Here is an 18,714-nt window from a genome sequence, read left to right as displayed (position 1 = left end):
AATGCATTAATGATCATAGGATTGGTCGTCGTCGGCATCATATTACTGGTCGCGGCGATCGGGATTGCCATGGGGGCGCTCTTCTGCGGAGACATCATGAGCTACACGGACACGGGCAGCAAGGTCTTGAGCCCGGCCGGGGCATCGAGTGGAAAAGCGCTCGTCGTATATAACCCGGGCCTCTCGGGCGCCTCGAAGAATGCTGCGAACGAGATAGCCGGTGACCTGCAGTCAAAGGGATATACCGTTACACTGGCGGGCATAAAGAGCACGGCCGCGGCTAACACCACGGGCTATGACGTGGTCATCGCGGGCGGGCCGATGTACTGGGGTCGGGTGAGCAACTCGGTCGATGCATACCTGAAAGCGCTAAAGCCGCAAAAGGGCATGGCGGTGGGAGTATTTGGGACGACCGGCGCACCGCAGTTCAATGACGGCGATATCGCTACGTTCGGGGAACAGGTCACGATCGACCTGGGCGGCGTCGTGCTCGATAAGAAGGCCGCCACGAAGACGATCCGCTCGGGCGACGCCGCTAATAGGGACTGCTCTGACTTCGTATCGGCTGTCGTGTAAAAGGAAAGGATGAGTATGAGCATGCTCCGATCTCAGAAGATCAAGAAAATGAGGATCGAAGGCGCAGGCCCTAAGATAATGCTGCCGCTGTTCGTAACGTTCGCCATTACGGCGTGGATAAGCTATGCCTACCGGCCGATGTTCAACTACCCTCTGGTGCCTGCGGAATGGACGCTGGCGCTCGGCGCATTGTTCCTCCTGGTCGGTGTGCCGTTCTGGCTTCTGTCGACCGTGATGTTCCTGCTCGCCTACTTCGGGGGCCAGCTGGAGACGCGGGGCCCCTTCGCCATCATGCCGAACCCCATTTACGGTAGCTGGATCGTCTTCGTCATACCGGGCATCTCGCTGGTGCTCAACTGGTGGCCGGTCCTGCTGACGTCGGTCGTCATGTACGTCGCCCAGCGGATGTTCATCCGCGAGGAGGACGACGCCCTGCGGGAGAAGTTCGGCAGGCAATACGAGGAATACCGGAAGAAGGTACTGATCAAATTTTTATGACACGGGAGATTTTGTATCCGTTGTGCTACAATCGGAAGGGATGAGCATGAGCTGGTTATACGCGTTTAAGCCGTTCAAGGACCAGGCCTTGCGCTCGATTAGCCATACCCTGTTTGCGATGAGGGTGACGCCGAACATGGTCACTATATGCGGCCTGTTCATGTCCCTCATCGCGGGGGTGCTTGCCGCATCCGGCCACCTGTATGCGGGCATTTTCTTTTTCATGATCGGCGCCTGCCTGGATGCGATAGACGGCTCGCTCGCGAGGGCCTGCGGCCTTTGCAGCGAATTCGGCAGATATTTTGACAGCGCCTGCGACCGGATTTCGGAGCTGGCATTTATTGCCGGCGCGGTCATAGGGGGCGCGCCTGTCCTGGCCTTTGCCGTCATTGCGGGCTCCGTGCTCCTGATGGCATCGAGAATAAATAATCACATAAAGGGCCTCAACTCCAATGCCGCCACGTTCGGCCGGCCCGAAAGGATCGCATTACTGGTCGCCGGCCTCTTATCACCGGCCCCGTACAATATAGCTATATTCCTTGTGGCAGGCCTACTATGCGTCGTTTCTTCCGCGCAGGTACTGGCGTCGGGCATGAGGATAAGGGCGGTAATACGCCCGCAATAGGTAACGTTATGAGGTACTATTTTTACTTTTTATTGGCCGATACCAGGTATGCTTTTGACCCACCTCTGCGGGTTAAAGACTCGAAGGCAGCATCCTTTATGTAATTAATCCTAAAATGGGGTTCAAGCGCCCCGATGATCTCTCCCTTCGACACCCTGCGCGGACCCCATTCCCCCGGCTCCTTATCCGAGAAGCACATCATGAAGTATTCGCCATTGCTCTTCAGCACACTAAAAACTTGTTTCAGGAACACGGGCCGATCCTCGTCAGCCAGCGTATGGAACAGGCCCGAGTCGATCACGGTATCGAACTCGCCCTCGCGGAAGCAGGAGCCCAGCGTAAGCACGTCGCAGACGAAAAAGTCCACACTTTTATTGCGCTTAGCTGCCTTCTCCTTCGCAAGCTCGATAGCTCGGTGGGCGATGTCCACGCCGGTCACGTCACAGCCGGCTTCTGCCAGGAACAGGGCGTTCTCGCCGGTCCCGCATCCCACGTCCAGGATACGCCCGCGCTTTATTTCGCCATCCCTGAAGAGCTTTACAAAAGCCGGCTGGGGGCGCCCGATATCCCAGGGCGGCCTGCCCTCGTACACATCTTCCCAGCTGTCCGCGTCGATGCCTCCGGCTGAATATACGCATGGTGGATAAATAACCGTTATTAAAAATAAAGCGGCTGGAACGAGCCGTATCAGCGCTTCTTGCTCTTGACACGGAGGGCCGGCATCTGCTTCTTACGGCTCTTCTCCAGGTTATCGAGCTCTTCGGCCAGCCAGGGCAGGAATGTGCCCACGTCGGTGACGATGCCGATGGCCTGGGCGGTGCCCCGGTCCATGAGCTTCGTGACCGTAGACGGGTTGATGTCCACGCAGATAGTGCGGACGCTGGATGAGAGGCAGTTACCGGTGGCGATGGAGTGCAGCATGGTGGCCATCATGAGCACGATGTCGGCGTTCTTGACCTGTTCCCTCATGAGGTCCTGCGCCTTCATGGTGTCCGTGATGACGTCCGGCAGGGGACCGTCGTCCCTTATGGACCCCGCGAGCACGTACGGGACATTGTTCACTATGCACTCGTACATGATGCCGCCCGTGAGCACGCCCTGCTTCACGGCCTCCTTCAAAGAGCCCGCCCGGGTGATCTCGCTGATCGCATAGAGGTGGTGCTTGTGGCCTTCCGGCGCCAGCTCGGCCGTCTTCAGGTCCATTCCAAGAGAAGTACCATATAAGTTGTATTCCACGTCGTGTACCGCGAGGGCGTTGCCCGAGAGCAGCGCATCCACATAGCCTTTTCTCACTAATTCGGCGAGGGCCTGCTGGCCGCCCGTGTGTACGATGGCCGGGCCGCCGACCACGACGATCTTCCCGCCACTCTCGTGGACCTCGAAGATCTCCTCGGCGATCTCTCTTATGAGCGACTGGGACGGCCTCTCGGACGAGACCTGGCTCCCCATGAAATCGAAAATCGTGTGGCCGCGGGGCCTCTCCGGGGGCACCACGCGGATGCCGCTATTGCCGATGACGACCCGGTCGCCCTTCTTGACGTGGCCGATGGTCTTGCAGGCCGCGCTGCCGTTCCTGAGGACGATGAGCGAGTCCATCTTTTGATTCTTGACCCGGAGCCACTCGCCGTCCACTTTAACGAAGGTCGGGTGATTGGTAGTAGAGTAAAATCCCTTGGGCACGACCTTGTCCTTCGGCGCCTCGGCGACGACGGCATCCTCGGCCTCGGGCACGTACGCGCCGAGCCTGTGAAGCTCCCCGATAATGTCGTCCAGGTGCTCCTGGTCCTTGCCCCGGATCATCAGCCTGGCGTAGCTGGTATCCGTCTTATGCTTGCCTATCTCGAATTCGATGATCTCGAACTCGCCGTTCATGTCCATGACTTTGTCGAAGACTTTGGGTAGGAGGAAAGAGTCGATGATATGTCCTCTGAGCTCTATCTCCCGCATCGCTTCCATATAGTTCACCAATGAAATTCGTGGCTGTTCGTAGCCGATACAGTATTGGCATCATACTATGTATAGTTGTATGCTGGCATTTAGTGGAAAAGCGGCCGCTAGCCTCAGGACATGAGCCCTGTCATAATGGGTAGTAGCAGCAAAATGTAGAGGCCGACATGCAGCAGGACGGGGGCGGCCATGCTACCGGCTTTGAGCGTCGCCCTGCCCCAGTAGAAGCCCGTGAACGCCCCGATGATGAAGATGACCGGCAGGTAAGCGATGAGGCCGGTGATCGTGTAGAATATGACCGCCTCGAAAACGCCGAAGACCGCGGCCTGATATATGTTGCCCTGAGATTCGCCCAGGAGCGGCAATATCCTGGACAGGAGCAGCCCGCGGAACCAGAGCTCCTCGACAATGCCCGCCAGGATGCCGAACACGATGGCGGATGCCGCGATCTGAATGAACTTTTCCTGGCCGATGGCGTTGCCGCCGAACATAAAGTATGCGCCCACGAGGGCGGCCGCTACGCACAGCACAAGCCCGATGACGCCGAGCCCGGCCGCTTTCTTGTCGCCAAGGCCAACGTATAGCCTTTTAAGCTCGTCCTTTTCCAGGTAGATCAGGCCGGCGATGATCGCAACGGACGCGATGGCGCTGGCAATGCCCAGGACAGCGGCCCAGTATACTCCGGCCATGCCGGGAACGTTCAGGTACCGCAGCAGCTCAACGATCATTGACAGGGCCGAGAGTCCGGCGAAGACGTAGATGAGCGACTTGAACAGCTCTTTTTTATGAAGCTTGCCCCTGTCTACAAAATAGGACATCAGTACCATGATGGCGAATAACAGGACGGAGAAGGCCAGCGCAGCCAGGCTGCCCTCCCAGATCGTCTCGATAAGGAACAGGGCATAAAGGGCCGCGATCAGCGCCGACGTGACGAGCTCCGGCTTGATCTGCCGGCCCGCCTCCGGGCTGTCTTTCGGCTTTCTTGCGCCTTTTTTCATATCGCTCATATGCTCCTCCAGATATTAATACATGATAAAAAGCTTTTCGCGAGTAACTGCATGAAAATTAATATAAAAAAGAGGAAAAGCCCTGTGGCAGGGCCGTTCCGTCTTATGTCCAGACTTCATCTGTCCTGACTTTGGCCATCATCTCGACGGGCATGACGAAGATCTTCCCGTCGCCGAACTTGCCGGTCCTGCCGGCGCCCCGGACGATGGAGATGATCTTCTCGACGTCCTCGTCGTGGACGACGACCTCGATCTTGATCTTGGGAAGCATGTCGACTTCGACCTTCTTTCCGCGGTACTCAAGGGTGATGCCTTTTTGCTCGCCCCTGCCCTTGCTCTCGATGATGGTCAGGGCGATAAAACCCTGATCCTCAAGTGCCTTTTTCACGGCGTCCAGCCTCTCCGGCCGGATAATTGCCTGTACCATCTTCATTATTGTCACCTCACGGGTACGCCCGCTCCCCGTGCTGGGAGATGTCGAGCCCCACGTACTCCTCTTCTTCCTTCACGGTCATGCCGATCGTCGAGTCCAGCACCTTGGCTAGGACGAACGTGACGATGAACGCATACGAGACCGACACCAGGACGGCGATGACCTGTATGATGAACTGGTCGACGTTGCCTGCGAGCAGGCCCGAGTAATTGTTGACCGCCGTCGTGGCGAATACGCCCGTAAGTAGAGCGCCGACCACGCCGCCCATGCCGTGTACCGACCAGCAGTCGCAGGACTCGTCCAGGCCTTTCTTAATGCGGTAGATCATGGCGTAGTAGCAGACCGCTCCGGCCACGATGCCGATAATGATGGCGGCCAGCGGATCTACGTAGCCGGCGGCAGGCGTGATCGCGACGAGGCCCGCGATGGCGCCGCTCGCAAATCCGAGCGATGCAGGCCTGCCGTTCCACCAGCTGAGTAGCATCCAGGCCAGAGCTGCCGCGGCCGCGGCCGTGTTGGTCACGACGAACGCGTTGGCTGCAAGGCCGTTAGCCGCGATGGCGCTGCCGGCGTTGAACCCGAACCAGCCGAACCAGAGCAGCGCCGCGCCCAGGAGGGCCAGCGGGATGTTGCTCGGCTCCATCATGTCGGTGCCAAAGCCCATACGCTTGCGTATGACGAGCGCGATCGCCAGCGCGGAGAAGCCCGCGCTGATGTGGACGACGGTGCCGCCCGCGAAGTCCAGGGCGCCGCCCGTCAGCCCGATCAGGCTGCCCAGGTTCGCCAGCCATCCGCCGCCCCACACCCAGTGGGCCAGGGGATCATAGACCAGCGTGGTCCACAACAGGCCGAATATAATAAAGGACGAGAGCTTTACTCTCTCGGCGAATACCGATGTCACAATGGCCAGCGTCACTGTGGCGAACACGAGCTGGAATATCATGTACGCGAGCGACGGCACCGTCAGCTCGGTGCCCACGATGACCGCAGGGCTCTGGCCTACGCCGCTCAGCCCCAGGAAATCCAGCCCTCCGATGAGGCCGCCGATGTCGTGGCCGAAAACAAGGCTATACCCGAAGAGCACCCACTGGAGGCTGACCAGGGCGAATGCGACGAAGGATAGTGTGATCATCGATACAAGGTTCTTTCTCCTCACAAGTCCCCCGTAGAAGAACCCTACTCCGGGCGTCATGAGCATGACGAGCGCCGTCGAGGCCAGAAGCCATGCCGTATCTCCTGAACTGATTACCATGTTTATGTATCTCCTGCGAATACGATCTGTCCTGGAAAATGGCTCCCACGAGACGATATCACGGGCCATCGGGTTTTTAGCCAGGCATCACTGTAGGATATGTAATTCCTACTTGTTGTATATATAGTTTACTAATCATATTAAATCATAAAATATCACAACGCGCTTGAAATGATAATTAAAAAAGAAAAGGGAAACTGTAGGCCCTTAATCGTCGATGCGCACTTTACACATCCTCTCCACGGGCAGCACGAAAATCTTGCCGTCCCCGACCTTGCCCGTGCGGGCGCTGGCCCGGATGGTATCAATGATGATCTCGACGTCCTCGTCCTTCACGACGATCTCGAGCTTCATCTTCGGGATCGTATCGACATCGACCTTTTTTCCCCTAAATTCCAGGGTGATGCCCTTTTGCTCACCCCGGCCCCGGACCTCGATGATCGTCATGGCGATGAAGCCCTTCTCCTCCAGGGCCTTTTTCACCGCCTCCATCTTTTCCGGACGGATGATCGCCTGTACCATCTTCATATTGTCACCTTATGTATAAACACTTCAAGTGTACGCCCTCTCCCCGTGCTGGGAGATGTCAAGCCCGACATATTCCTCTTCCTCTTTGACCCTCAGGCCCATGATCATATCTACTCCCTTTGCGAGGATAAATGTGACTATCAGGGAATACAGGACCGTCGCCACGATGGCGATCACCTGGATGGCGAGCTGGTGCACGTTGCCCGCGAGTAGCCCGGAGTAGCCGTTGATCGCCGTGGTCGCCAGAACGCCGGCCGCGAAGACGCCGAGAAGGCCGCCCACGCCGTGTATTGACCAGGCGTCCAGGCTTTCGTCCCAGCCGTTCCGTATGCGGAACGTGAGCGCAATATAGCAGACAGTGGCCGCAATGATCCCGATGAGAAGCGCTCCGAAGATGTCCACGTAGCCCGCGGCGGGAGTGATGGCCGCAAGGCCGGAGATGGCTCCGCTCACAATGCCCAGTGATGCCGGCCGCCCATCCTTCCAGCTCAGGAGCATCCAGACCAGGGCGCCCGCCGCTGCGGCCGTGTTCGTGACCACGATGGCGTTGACGGCCAGGCCGTTTGCCGCCAGGGCGCTGCCGCCGTTGAACCCGAACCAGCCGAACCAGAGCATGGCCATGCCGATCAGGGCCACGGGGATGTTGCTCGGCTCCATGAGGTCTCTGCCGAAGCCGATACGCTTGCCGATGACGAGGAGTATCGCGAGCGCCGAGAACCCGGCGCTGATGTGGACCACGATGCCCCCGGCAAAGTCAAGGACCCCAAGCTGCGCCAGCCAGCCGCCGCCCCACACCCAGTGGGCGATGGGGTCGTAGACGAGCGTCGTCCAGAGGAGGCCGAAGACGATGAACGAGGACAGCTTGACCCTCTCCGCGAACACCGAGGTCAGGATCGCGAGCGTGACCGTAGCGAACGTCATCTGGAAGAGCATGAAGAGCATCGGCGGTATCGTAGAGCTGCCTGTCGGCTCCAGGCCGATGCCCTGGAGGCAGATGTTATTCAGGCCTCCGATGAGGCCGCCCACGTCGGGCCCGAACGCCAGGCTGTACCCGTACAGCACCCACTGGACGCTGACGAGCGCGAACGCGATGAACGATAGCGCTATCATCGATATGATATTCTTCCTTCGGACGAGCCCCCCGTAAAAGAACCCTACGCCGGGGGTCATGAGCATGACGAGCGCACTTGCGGCTATTATCCATGCGGTATCGCCTGCATTTATGGGCATGTCATCACCTGTCTGGTCATCACAAAATTCACCTGTTGAGCGTTATTGTATCCTTCTCGCCCGACGATTAATTATATACTAAGTATCACCATAGGATTTCCTTTTCCTATAACCAGTATATAATTCTTACTATTTCATAACCATCATAATCTTTCATAAATCGTATGATTTTTTATGAAATGGCTAATGTTGGTTTGGCTCATGCAGGCGTAAACAATGCCAGCGAATAGTACTAGAAAATTATAAATAATTGTACAAGGCAATATGCTTCCTGATGAACGCTCCCATCCGGGTAACGATCTCTTTCGACGAGAAGTCTTACCGTAACTTCGAGGCTCTGAGGGGCGAGATAGACGTCTCCCAGAGCGAGCTGATCCGGCGCGCCATTAACTATTATTACGAGAACCGCTCTTCGCTGGATAGCCCGCCCGACGAGCGCGTCTCCGGGTATAAGGATATGCTCGGGAACGGGGAGCATATCATCCTGGACGTCGACCACTGGCTGCTATTCCTTAAGACTGTGGAGAGCTCTTCGAATCAGTCGGAGTTCTGGAACACGCACCGGGACATCGCCAGGTCCCACGCCGAGCAGCTCGCCAAAAAGGTCACGTCCCCGGAGGCGCTCCTGAAGCGGCTGGAGACGTGCAACCTGTTCAAGATCAGCCGCTCCGATAGCGCCCCGAACGAGTATACGCTTTTGACCGGCTCGGGCACCCAGCGGCGTTTCGTGCGCGAGTTCCTGGAAGAGACTTTCGCCGGAATGGGGTTCGATGCCAACATCAAGGAAGACTATTCTAAGCTACGCGTTACGCTGAACGGCGAGAAGGAAATTCAATAGGCGACAAATTATTAATAGTCGGAAAAGCATCAAAGAACAATCCGGCGGGGTGGTTGCACATTCTCCACACCGGCAACCACCTCACACCGCTTCAAGGTTTAGCTGCCCGCAACCGAGAGTCGAAAACCTTGAGACAATAAATATTTTTGGTTTCGCATTATTTATACTTATTTTCGTAAGGCTTATATCGTATGGTGTTTAATATTTTATTTTAGGTACATTCCCTGTCCCGCACCGCTTTTCGCGCAAAATTATTTTCATATTTTTGCTCAAATGGAAGGGGGCTATTTCTTCCGCCCCCCTCCGCTCGACGACGGCCGGGAGACCGCGTGAGAAGGCGCCGAAGGCGCCGAGCTCTTCGATGAACGGGCCGGCGCCTGTGCCTGTCTTACTGAAGTGGTCTTCGGCGAGGATGCCTGCGGAGCACGCTGCACCGATGCGGCCTTCTGTGACGAGGCCGGAGACTTGACCGTTTGTGTTGCGGGCCTCGTGACCGTCTGCTTCGACGGCTGGCTGCTCGTCCTGGTCGTGGCGGGCGCCTGCTTTACCGATGTGGTCTTTGGCGCGGATACGGCCGGCGAGCGCTGTACTGACGTGGCTTTATGAGCCGGGGAGGCTGAAGACTTGACCGTTTGAGGTGCCGAGCCCGACTTATACGATGGCGTCTGCCTGGCGGCTGTTTGCTTCGCCGGCTGGCTGCTCGTCCTCGTCACGGCCGGAGCCTGCTGTACGGAAGTCGTCTTTGGCGAGGACGCCTCCGGAGCATGCTGTACCGATGTCGACTTCTGAGACGAGGAAGCCGGGGACCTGACGCTCTGTGTGACCGGCCTCGTGACCGTCTGCTTCGACGGCTGAGTGTTCGTCCTGGTAACTGTGGGCGCGCTCGCGGACTTTACGCTGGTCGGCGCAGTCCTGGCGTTCGGCCGGGTCTGATCGAGCGATGTCGAAGCCACAGGAGCCGTGATCTTCGTCGTTGGCCTGGAGTTGGTCGTCTGTAACGCTGGAGTCGACCTCGCGGATGTCTGCTTAGCAGGAGCGTTGGCCGACCTGAGGTTAGTAGATGCGCTCCTCGGGTTCGGACGGTCCTGGGTCACTGTCGTGGCCGGTCTGGTGACTCTTGTGGTAGGATTGGATACCGAGTCCACGACAGGCTTGGACAAGTCCGACGTTCTCCTTGCCGGGCTGCCGACTGACCTTACGCTCGTCCGATCTACACCGGTATCCGGCCGACTTTGCGTAAATGCAGGCGTCGATATGCCCTGGCCCATGGGCGCCACAGGATTGTCGGCAGCGATTGTGTTCCCCGGGACAACATTCTGACCCGTGTACGGCGCCATCCGGTCTCCTGGGCCTTCCGAAAAGCCGGGGCCGCCATCGCTATACCTGCCTCCTGCGTCGGAGTATCGGCCTCCATGGTCCCGCCTCTCCGCGATCGGCATGCGGTCATCCAGCCCGGAATGCCGGGCACGGTAGACGGGCACATCGTGAGGTATTCCTAACGGCGGCACGGGGCCGGGGTTTACCAGCGGCAGCGGGTCGCAATACGGCGCGTATCCTCCGCCATATCCACCGTAGTAATCGCCACAGCCACCATAGCCTCCGTAGTCGCCATAGCCGCAGCCGCTATAGGGTATGCCTCCGCCATAGCCGCAGCCCCAGCCCCCGTAGCCTCCGAAGCCCACGACGTTGATCACGTTGACCTCGTTGACGATGTTGACCACGTTAACGTACGTGTTCTGCTGGATGAGCACGTAATTCTGCTGCATCACGCTCGCCATCTCGTCGAACGCGACCGTCGAGAAGCGGTCCGTCTCCGGGCTGTAATAGGCCGGCACGGCCTCGGGCAGCGAGAACTCGTTAAGTACTCCGTCGGGCTGCATGAGCGACATGTCCGTGATGGAGAACTTTACCTGAGACTCGTCCGCCGAATCGACGGCCATGGCCGTGTTGAGCACGAGCGAGTTCTTGTCCTGCATGAGCACCTTGCTCACGTCGCTCTTGTCTATGATGCTCACCGACTTCAGCCCGGTGTCGAGGGGCGAGAAGTCGATCTGTAGTGTCTTCTTGTCCTGGTCGACGACGCCCGGGAGAGGGTTGTTCAGGATGTGCAGCATCGCGTAGTCCGATGCCGGGTTGTATACGCAGAACGCGTTCACCTGGAAGTTGATCTTTCCCGAGTCCTCAGATATGATGTTAATGGAATAGCTGAGGTTGTTCTCCCCCTGTACGAGCCCGGTCACCTTTTCCATGCCGGGCACGCTGATCGTCTGGGGCCAGTCGTCGGGCAGCGCCTGGCTTGAGTATTGCTGGGCTGCCGAGCAGGCCGCGCAGAGTAGCATGGCGAGAGTGATCGCCATAAAAACGCATGCGAGCCTGGTGAAAACTAGCCTTGCATTCGTGTATTTTTTCATATACCATCCCCATGTGCAAAGATATGGACTGGTTTAATATAATTATGGGCAGGTTTTATCCCTTAATGGCATTTTTTTGTTGAATAATTGTTAAATAATGCTTATTCGGGCTTTTTTGGATAAGCGCAGGGTCCAAAAAATATATGGCTACCATGCTCATTATAGGGTAAGGGATAGGATTGGCTAGAGATCGTTTTAACCAGAGGGTGTTCCTGAACGTGGCCGCCGTCGCGTTTTTGCTGATGGTGGTGCTCGCTATAGGCGTGTTCATCGGAAGGACGCTTACGATGAATGACGGGTCTGATGACCCTACGGTTGTCCCGTCCGTTGCAGTTTCGCCTACGATCCTGCCCACGGCTTCGCCGTCCTCTGATGTGACCGTTACTTCGACTCCTGCCGCTTCTGCTACGGCGACCCCTACGGTGACGGCTACGCCTACGGCGACCGCCACTCCGACGCCGACCGTGACTGTTACGGCGACCCCCACGGTAACGCCTACTGCCACGCCCACGCCGACCCCGACAGCGACACCTACCCCCACGCCCACACCTACTGTTACTCCGACGCCTACTGCGACACCTATCGATTTACCGGCGGATACGCCCTTCTACGAGAGCATCACGCCCCTGAAGGATAAGGACCAGTTCAGCCTGGCCCCGGTGGAGAACAGCTACATTGCCGGCGACGGCCCGCTATACCTGGACCTCGGTAACTCCTACATGGGCTCGGGCTGGGCATACCCCGGTGATACGATCGGCGTTAAGCTGAAGATGTACAATGACGGCCCCGCGTTGAACACGAACGCCCGCGTGACGCTTAATCTATCGAGGATGGTCATCACGCCCTATGGTTCGTTCTGGCTCGACGATATCATCCCTGGCCAGCAGTTCACCACGCAGATCGCTGTCGGTGAGAAGGGATCTTTCACTAAGAATCTGAGCTATGCTGTCCCGAATGTGACCGGCTACAAGGGGTTCTATAAGATCACCGTGAAGTTCTACGTGAACGACCAGTTTAACTGCGGGTTCGTTAAAGAGCTGAATATTCTGGACCCGTAGTCGGAATGCTTACTACGATATGCCTGAACTGTCCGGGTAACCGCATTCGCTGATTTGTTTGGTTTCAGACACGAAAACACAAAACTATTTTTTAGAGTTTTCACTAAAATCCCTAAATACCCTATGGCGCACGGTTAAAACCCTAAGTTCTCTAATTCCACTATTAAGGATCGAAGGGCACCAAATACTCGGTTTAAAATCAAATAACAAATTGACTTAAGGACACGAACGCACACCAACCAAAACAAGTAAAATAACGACAGTACAGGTAAGCGGTTATTCTAATGGAGGTCTGGAATAGCGTTTGATTAATTGTTTTAGTTGGTGTGCGCTCGTGACTTTATGTCCGTTTGTTATTTGTTTTAAGACCGCGACTTTGGTGCCCTTCGATTCTTAATAGTGATTTTCTTGGTTTTAGGATTTTAGCCGTGAAGCATAGAGTACTTCGAGTACTTCGTGTAACTCTAAAAAGGAATTTCGTGTTTTCGTGTCTGAAACCGAACTATTCAGCGTGCGTCGCTTACCTGGCGTAGGAAAACACAAAACAAGGAGTGTCTAAAACCGAACTGATTTGTTACAATCGATAAGAATGTATAACGTGAAAATAAGCCAGGCTAAAATAATCTAACGTAACAGCAATTTTTTAGTTTATATAAGAAAAAGGTTAAACGAGCATCCTTTCAAGCTCGGCCTCAAGCGACCGCGTCTCCGCCGACTTCACGACGGGCTCGACCTTGACCTCTTTACCCAGCGCCTTCGCCTCGATGATCTCCCTGAGGGCCTGCGAGTAGGACTCCTTGTAGGCGGCGTGGTCGAATTTGAAGGTCATGCGCTCGATGAGCATGATGCCCTTGTCGATGAGGTCTTCGCTTACTTCGGATTCCTGGACTTCGACACGGTCGAAGGGCCGTATCTGTTGCTGGTAGAGGATGGCTTTGATGAGGAATCCTTTTTCGTAGGGCATCATCATGCCTATCTGCTCTGAGGCTCTGGTGACCCAGCTTACGATGGCGACTTTGCCGCTTTTTTCCATTGCCTTTTTCACCAGGGCGAAGGGCTGCGCCACGCCCTTCTTTCTGGACTCGGTGCCGAGGTAGAATGGCTGCTCCAGCGCCAGGAGGGGCACTTCCTCCTGCTCGCAGAAGCCAAGGATCTTGAGGGACTTCGAGAGAACAGGCCTCAATTCATCGAGCTCCTCATCGGTGAACTGGAGCATCTTATCGCCGATCTCGTAGCCCTTGTGTATGTCGCTCATATGGAGCTCTTTGCCGTCAAGCTCGCAGACCTTTTTGTACTTTACTCGGCCGCCGTCCTCCGCGTGGACTAAGTGGAAGGGGACTCTGAGTTCTTCGCTTGCCGCATACATGCGGACGGGTATGAGTATTGTGCCGAATGCTAAGTTGCCGGACCAGATGGCTTGCATAGAACACCCTAAATACGTATGGCATGAGGGCTTTATGATACTATTGCCCGGAAGCCAGTTGAGAAACCTATAAATCATCCCGTGCCCATCCTTTTTGAGGCTATGGACGAACTCATCATTCGCAACAAATACAAAGTCGTAAACGGAAAAGACTTCACGTGCGAAGCATGCGGCGCCTGCTGCAGTATATACTCGCTCGTCGACCTCCACATCACCGACATATTCAGGATGGCCGAAAAGCTCGGCATCACCCCAAAAGAGTTTTTTGAAAAATACGTCACCGTCATAGAGAAAGACGGCGCACACACGTTCGCCATGAACATCGAGGGCGGCTGCAAGTTCCAGAAAGACAAAAAATGCGCCATATACGAAGCCCGCTCCGACTTCTGCGCCTTCTACCCCAACAGCCACTCCTGCTTCGACCTCTCCCAGACCCAGAAAAAAGAGATAAAGCCCAAAAACCCCGGCTGCTCGGCCCACAAGCAGCCCGACAACCTCATCCTCATACCTGACCTCGAGCGCATGGCCGAAAGCCGCATCTACTACATGGTCAAGGAAATGTACCTCGCCCAGCACGGCGGTGTTTATGATGAAGAAGGCATGAAGGCCGCTCACAAGAAGGGGCTGGCGCAGGCCGCTAATGCGAGGATGCGCGAGATCGTCCACATGCAGATCATGAGCGAGATCATGCAGAACATACCGGTGGACGATGAGACCGGGGAGCCTGTGCTGACCAGAGACGAGGTCAAGATGATATACAAAAAGATGCGTGAGAAGCGCTCATAAAAAAGACGCGTGTATATCAGTCCAGTCGGTATCTCGAACCTCACCAAAGGAAATAAACCCCTAATTTTCTTTTATAATTTTTACTCACTAAATCCCTGAGCCTCTAAAACACCGTCAACGCACGAACTCTCTAATACTCTGGGCATTGCACGAACGCCCGAAGCCTCAAACCCAAAAAGAAGGCTCGAAAACTCGAATACACGTTCGAAACGCTAAACGACATAGCACGAACACTCTAAGGCTCGGCTAAACCGCCAACGCCACTAATACCCAAAAGTACTGGGGAACGACCGGGCTTTTAGAGTGTTAGTGCTATGTCGTTTAGCGCTTCAAACGTGATTTAGAGACTTAGAGCCTTCGTTTCGGGTTAGCGCGTTAGAGGCTTAGAGCACTGCCCTGTGTATTCGAGAGTTCGGGCATTGACGGTGAGCTAGAGCATTCGAGGCTTCGTGAGTAAAATTTAAAAGAAAAATTCGTGGTTTAATTCCTTTGGAGAGGTTCGTGATACCGACCGAACAAACCAGCGCCTAGAGGTAATCCATCATGGGTTTAAGAGATTGTAAAGTCGGAAAAGTAATCGTAAAAAATATGTCTCAGGCCACGATGGGCCGCTTCTTCCTGTTCACGTACGACAGACAGCAATGAAAACACACAGTCTTCATCTGCCCGTTAGTTATAACCCGCTGCGGAAAGAACAGCTCATTCCCGCAGTCTTCGCATTTTTGCGTTTTCATAATATATTATTTCATTCCTTCAGGCACCAAAAGGTTGCCAGTATAGAATATGGGGGCCTATGTAGTACAAAAACCTTCCTGTACCAAATAGTTGAAAGTTGGTCATTTCGCGAACGATCGGCGCAACATGTCGCTTGCGAGGTCGATAGCACTCCCGGGGGCAGGCGTATTAGCGATAGCGTTGAGCATGACCATGTCGTGGATCGCGCCCAGGAATCGCACGCCCGTCGTCCTGACTCCCGCCTCCATGAGCTTATGGGCATACGCTTCGCCTTCATCCCGTAAAACGTCATATTCGTTGGTGACCACCAGCGCCGGAGGTAATCCTTTCAGCTGGTCTACGGGTGCCTGCAAAGGCGAGGCCATCGGGTTATTTCGCTCAGGCCTGTCGGGCAGGTAATTATCCCAGAACCACTTCATCGCCTCGCGCGTCAGCCAGTACCCGGTGGCGAACTGCCTGTACGAGGCATTATCGAAGCTCGCGTCCGTTACGGGGTAGAAGAGCACCTGGAACCCGATCTTCGGGCCCTGCCTCTGCTTAGCCATCATCGATACGACGGCAGTCATGTTACCTCCGACGCTGTCGCCCGCGATGGCGAGCCGTGATGAGTCGACGTTGAGCTCTTTGCCGTGGCCGGCCACATACTCCAGCGCGGCGTAGTCTTCTTCGATGGCCACGGGGTACTTTGCCCCGGGAGACCGGGAGTAATCGACGAAGACGATGGCCGAGTTGGCCTTATTGGCCAGCTCGCCCACAAGCCGCTCGAAAATATTGTAATCGCCCAGCACCCATCCGCCGCCATGATAGTACATGACCACGGGCAGGGTTTCCATGCTCCCTTTCGGCCTCACGATGTGCACGTTGACCCGTCCCTCAGGCCCCACAGGCAAAACAGTTTCTTCAACATCGACCGGCATTTTAGAAACTTCGACGGCCTGCACGCTCGATAGCGTATCACGTGCATCTTCCACCGACATCTCATATATCTGAGGGCCTTTAGAGGCGTTGATCTTCTCGAGAAATGACCGGGTAGCAGGCTCAATGCCGCGGGTTATCGTGCCGATTGTCGCCATGATGAACTCCTTCTATGTGACTGGAGAGCGCGCGTCAATAAACATCTTATTTCATTTTTCACCGGCGTTCATGGCAGCTACTTGATCAAGTGCCGGTAGCATGACGACGAAACGTGCGCCCTGCTCGTGGTCGCCCGGCACACGGTCCTCCACCCACACTTTACCGCCATAAGCCTTGACCAGCGTCTTGACGATCTGGAGCCCGAGACCCCTCCGCCGTGCGTACTTCTCCCGGCCCGCAAGCTCTGAAAAGATGCCCGCCTTCTGCTCGTCGGGCACGCCGGGGCCGTTATCCTCCACGGAGACGCGGTAGAAAGGCTTCCCGTTCCGCTCCACAGGGGAGATGCCGATACGCACGTCGGACCGCGAATATTTCACGGCGTTCTCGATGATATTACTGAACAGGTCCTTGATGAACTCGTTCGCGACGACCCGGTAAACGGCCCCGGTATTGAAATCCAGGCCGGCCGATTTGCCGCTCGAATTCGAGTAGCAGGCAGCGAGCGACATGATGAGCGGGACGATATCCACAACCTGCACGGGCGCCTCTCCGGAGCGGGCCCTTTGCAGACGCTTCACATTATCTATCAAAGCAGAGCTGCCCTTCACCAGCTCAAGCGGTTTCTCGATGAACTCCCTCTCGTCATCCTTGAGCTTCACCGTATCCTGTGCCATCTCCAGGTAGCCCATGATGGCCTGGTTCATGTTACCGATATCGTGGCCCATCAGGTCAACGTAAAGCTCGGCCCTCATCCGGGCCTCCTGCATCTCGGCCTCGGCGCGCTTGCGGGCCGTGATGTCCTCGATGACCGATATCACGTACTTCGGTATGCCTTCAGGCCCTCTTACGGCGGTCGTGGTCAGCGTGACCCAGATTATGGAGCCGTCCTTGCGGATGTAACGCTTTTCCATGGACGCCGTATCGATCCGGCCCGAGATCAGGCTCGCCAGATTTCCCAGATCCTCCTCCAGGTCGTCCGGATGGGTTATACTCTGGAAGTTGCGGGATAGGAGCTCGCCATGCGAATAGCCGACGATATTACAGTAGCGCCGGTTGACCCTCAGGTATCGCCCGCCAGGCGAGACGTGGGCGATGCCGACGGCGGCCTGCTCGAACGTGGCCCGGAAACGCTCCTCGCTATCGCGCAGCGCCCGCTCCGTTTCGCTGCGCACGATGGCGTTCGCGAAGATCTCGCCAACGATCCTCAGGATCGCGATATCGTCCTCCGTCCAGGCCTTCCTGTTACGGACCGAGTCGAAGCCCAGCACCCCGATGAACTCCCTGTTACAGACCATGGGCACGGCGACCAGGGACAGGACCCGGGATGCCGATAATAAGCGCTTTTCCACCTCCGCCTCGGGGGGAAGATCCTCAACAGACGGCACATGCAGCACCTCCAGCTTCCGCAAGAACCCGGATACCCAGGGATAGGTTTCCATAATATCGAGCTGCTTACCGAACTCCATGCTGGGCCCGACGCCCTCCCGGCACCACTCGTGGGTGATGCCGGTCATCTTACCGTCCTTCGTCGTCTGGTGGATGTAGCTCCGGTCGACTCCGGCGAATTCGCCTATCTTCCTGAGCGCATCGTTCAGCGCCGGGTCAAGCTCTTCCGGTGCCAGTTTAATGAATCGTGTCGACAGCGTGGTGATCAGCGCCTCGAGCTCGGACCTGTACTTCAGGGCCTCGTCGGTGCGCTTGCGCCCGGTAATGTCCTGCACCGTACCATAGATGAATCTCACATCGCCGCTCTCACCATACTCGAACTCCGTAATGGCGTGGACGTCGCACGCGGAGCCGTCCTTACGGAGGATACGGAAGTCGGCCTCGTAGGGCTTCTTTTCACGGATGGAACGGTTAAAGACCTCATCGACGTATTGGATATCCTCGTGGTGGACGTTCTTCTTGAACTGTTCGACCGTTATCGTCGATTCGCCGGGCTGGTAGCCTAAGATGCGGTAAAACTCGTCGGAGCACGCCATGATATCCAGCTTGATGTCCATGCACCAGCTTCCGATGTGGGCCATCTGCTCTGCCCGGGACCGGCGGGCCTCCTCGCCCCTCAGCATTGCCTTCGTCCGGTCAAGCTCCGCCGCATAGTCCCGGCAGCGGCGGGCGAGCTCCTCGTAAGTTTCCCCGGGCTTCCCCTCAATATCCCCGTGTTTTTTGCCACCGTCATACATGCATTACCAGAGCTAACCCTTATCACGTATCAATTAGTCAGTAGTACCCAATTATATAAAAATATTTATAGCCATTTGGGCCTTGCTTTGCCAATAAATTACCAAATAAA

General features: G+C 56.2%; 18 protein-coding genes. 6 read left to right on the top strand and 12 right to left on the bottom strand.

What is annotated here, in order from left to right; genetic code table 11:
- Positions 1 to 9: 9 nt before the first annotated feature.
- The 3 genes from MCP_RS03025 to MCP_RS03015 are packed head-to-tail and all read left to right on the top strand — an operon-like array spanning position 10 to position 1,699.
- Positions 10 to 576, top strand: a complete 567-nt coding sequence (locus MCP_RS03025) for a flavodoxin family protein (protein ID WP_231845143.1) — start codon at positions 10 to 12, stop codon at positions 574 to 576.
- Between the two features lie 21 nt (positions 577 to 597).
- Entirely contained in the window at positions 598 to 1,074 is a 477-nt protein-coding gene (locus tag MCP_RS03020; protein WP_158301436.1) for a methyltransferase family protein, read from the top strand.
- 46 nt (positions 1,075 to 1,120) lie between these two features.
- Positions 1,121 to 1,699, top strand: a complete 579-nt coding sequence (locus MCP_RS03015; RefSeq protein ID WP_012899344.1) for a CDP-alcohol phosphatidyltransferase family protein — start codon at positions 1,121 to 1,123, stop codon at positions 1,697 to 1,699.
- Between the two features lie 22 nt (positions 1,700 to 1,721).
- On the opposite strand, the gene MCP_RS03010 is transcribed toward MCP_RS03015, so the two are convergent.
- From MCP_RS03010 to MCP_RS02980, 7 genes are all read right to left on the bottom strand, one after another.
- A complete protein-coding gene (locus MCP_RS03010; RefSeq protein WP_128566995.1) occupies positions 1,722 to 2,315 on the bottom strand; it encodes a class I SAM-dependent methyltransferase in 594 nt (197 codons plus the stop codon).
- 71 nt (positions 2,316 to 2,386) lie between these two features.
- Complete coding sequence (locus MCP_RS03005; protein ID WP_012899342.1) at positions 2,387 to 3,655, bottom strand: TIGR00300 family protein; 1,269 nt, start codon at positions 3,653 to 3,655, stop codon at positions 2,387 to 2,389.
- 104 nt (positions 3,656 to 3,759) lie between these two features.
- On the bottom strand, positions 3,760 to 4,653 hold the full coding sequence (locus tag MCP_RS03000; RefSeq protein ID WP_012899341.1) for a CPBP family glutamic-type intramembrane protease: 894 nt from the start codon (positions 4,651 to 4,653) through the stop codon (positions 3,760 to 3,762).
- 103 nt (positions 4,654 to 4,756) lie between these two features.
- Complete coding sequence (locus MCP_RS02995) at positions 4,757 to 5,086, bottom strand: P-II family nitrogen regulator (RefSeq protein WP_012899340.1); 330 nt, start codon at positions 5,084 to 5,086, stop codon at positions 4,757 to 4,759.
- Positions 5,087 to 5,096: 10 nt separating this feature from the next.
- Positions 5,097 to 6,338, bottom strand: coding sequence for an ammonium transporter (locus MCP_RS02990; RefSeq protein WP_012899339.1), 1,242 nt, complete (start codon positions 6,336 to 6,338; stop codon positions 5,097 to 5,099).
- A 207-nt stretch (positions 6,339 to 6,545) separates the two neighbouring features.
- Entirely contained in the window at positions 6,546 to 6,866 is a 321-nt protein-coding gene (locus MCP_RS02985; RefSeq protein ID WP_012899338.1) for a P-II family nitrogen regulator, read from the bottom strand.
- 24 nt (positions 6,867 to 6,890) lie between these two features.
- The gene (locus MCP_RS02980; RefSeq protein WP_012899337.1) at positions 6,891 to 8,096 is read right to left on the bottom strand and encodes an ammonium transporter; all 1,206 of its coding nucleotides are present in this window, start codon (positions 8,094 to 8,096) and stop codon (positions 6,891 to 6,893) included.
- Positions 8,097 to 8,370: 274 nt separating this feature from the next.
- On the opposite strand from MCP_RS02980, the gene MCP_RS02975 reads away from it, so the two are divergent.
- The gene (locus tag MCP_RS02975) at positions 8,371 to 8,934 is read left to right on the top strand and encodes a ribbon-helix-helix protein, CopG family (protein ID WP_012899336.1); all 564 of its coding nucleotides are present in this window, start codon (positions 8,371 to 8,373) and stop codon (positions 8,932 to 8,934) included.
- A 284-nt stretch (positions 8,935 to 9,218) separates the two neighbouring features.
- Here MCP_RS02975 and MCP_RS15920 read toward each other — a convergent pair whose 3' ends face one another.
- Positions 9,219 to 11,345, bottom strand: a complete 2,127-nt coding sequence (locus tag MCP_RS15920) for a hypothetical protein (RefSeq protein WP_012899335.1) — start codon at positions 11,343 to 11,345, stop codon at positions 9,219 to 9,221.
- A gap of 179 nt (positions 11,346 to 11,524) precedes the next feature.
- On the opposite strand from MCP_RS15920, the gene MCP_RS15915 reads away from it, so the two are divergent.
- Positions 11,525 to 12,403, top strand: a complete 879-nt coding sequence (locus MCP_RS15915) for a hypothetical protein (RefSeq protein WP_012899334.1) — start codon at positions 11,525 to 11,527, stop codon at positions 12,401 to 12,403.
- 664 nt (positions 12,404 to 13,067) lie between these two features.
- Here MCP_RS15915 and MCP_RS02955 read toward each other — a convergent pair.
- Positions 13,068 to 13,826 carry a Ku protein gene (locus MCP_RS02955; protein WP_012899333.1) on the bottom strand — a complete coding sequence of 253 codons (759 nt, stop codon included), beginning with the start codon at positions 13,824 to 13,826 and terminating at the stop codon, positions 13,068 to 13,070.
- A 102-nt stretch (positions 13,827 to 13,928) separates the two neighbouring features.
- On the opposite strand from MCP_RS02955, the gene MCP_RS02950 reads away from it, so the two are divergent.
- Positions 13,929 to 14,612, top strand: coding sequence for a YkgJ family cysteine cluster protein (locus MCP_RS02950; RefSeq protein ID WP_012899332.1), 684 nt, complete (start codon positions 13,929 to 13,931; stop codon positions 14,610 to 14,612).
- 593 nt (positions 14,613 to 15,205) lie between these two features.
- Here MCP_RS02950 and MCP_RS15600 read toward each other — a convergent pair.
- The 3 genes from MCP_RS15600 to MCP_RS02940 all read right to left on the bottom strand — a co-directional run bounded on the left by MCP_RS15600 (position 15,206) and on the right by MCP_RS02940 (position 18,604).
- Positions 15,206 to 15,346 (bottom strand): hypothetical protein, encoded by a 141-nt coding sequence (locus tag MCP_RS15600; RefSeq protein WP_158301435.1) that lies wholly within the window; start codon positions 15,344 to 15,346, stop codon positions 15,206 to 15,208.
- Between the two features lie 102 nt (positions 15,347 to 15,448).
- On the bottom strand, positions 15,449 to 16,420 hold the full coding sequence (locus MCP_RS02945) for an alpha/beta hydrolase (protein WP_012899331.1): 972 nt from the start codon (positions 16,418 to 16,420) through the stop codon (positions 15,449 to 15,451).
- A 51-nt stretch (positions 16,421 to 16,471) separates the two neighbouring features.
- A complete protein-coding gene (locus MCP_RS02940; protein WP_128566992.1) occupies positions 16,472 to 18,604 on the bottom strand; it encodes a PAS domain S-box protein in 2,133 nt (710 codons plus the stop codon).
- Positions 18,605 to 18,714 lie beyond the last annotated feature (110 nt).

It is taken from the genome of Methanocella paludicola SANAE (genome assembly GCF_000011005.1).
GTDB lineage: Archaea > Halobacteriota > Methanocellia > Methanocellales > Methanocellaceae > Methanocella > Methanocella paludicola.
Note: the sequence above shows the minus strand (reverse complement) of the source record. Positions and strands in the feature narration are given on the sequence as shown.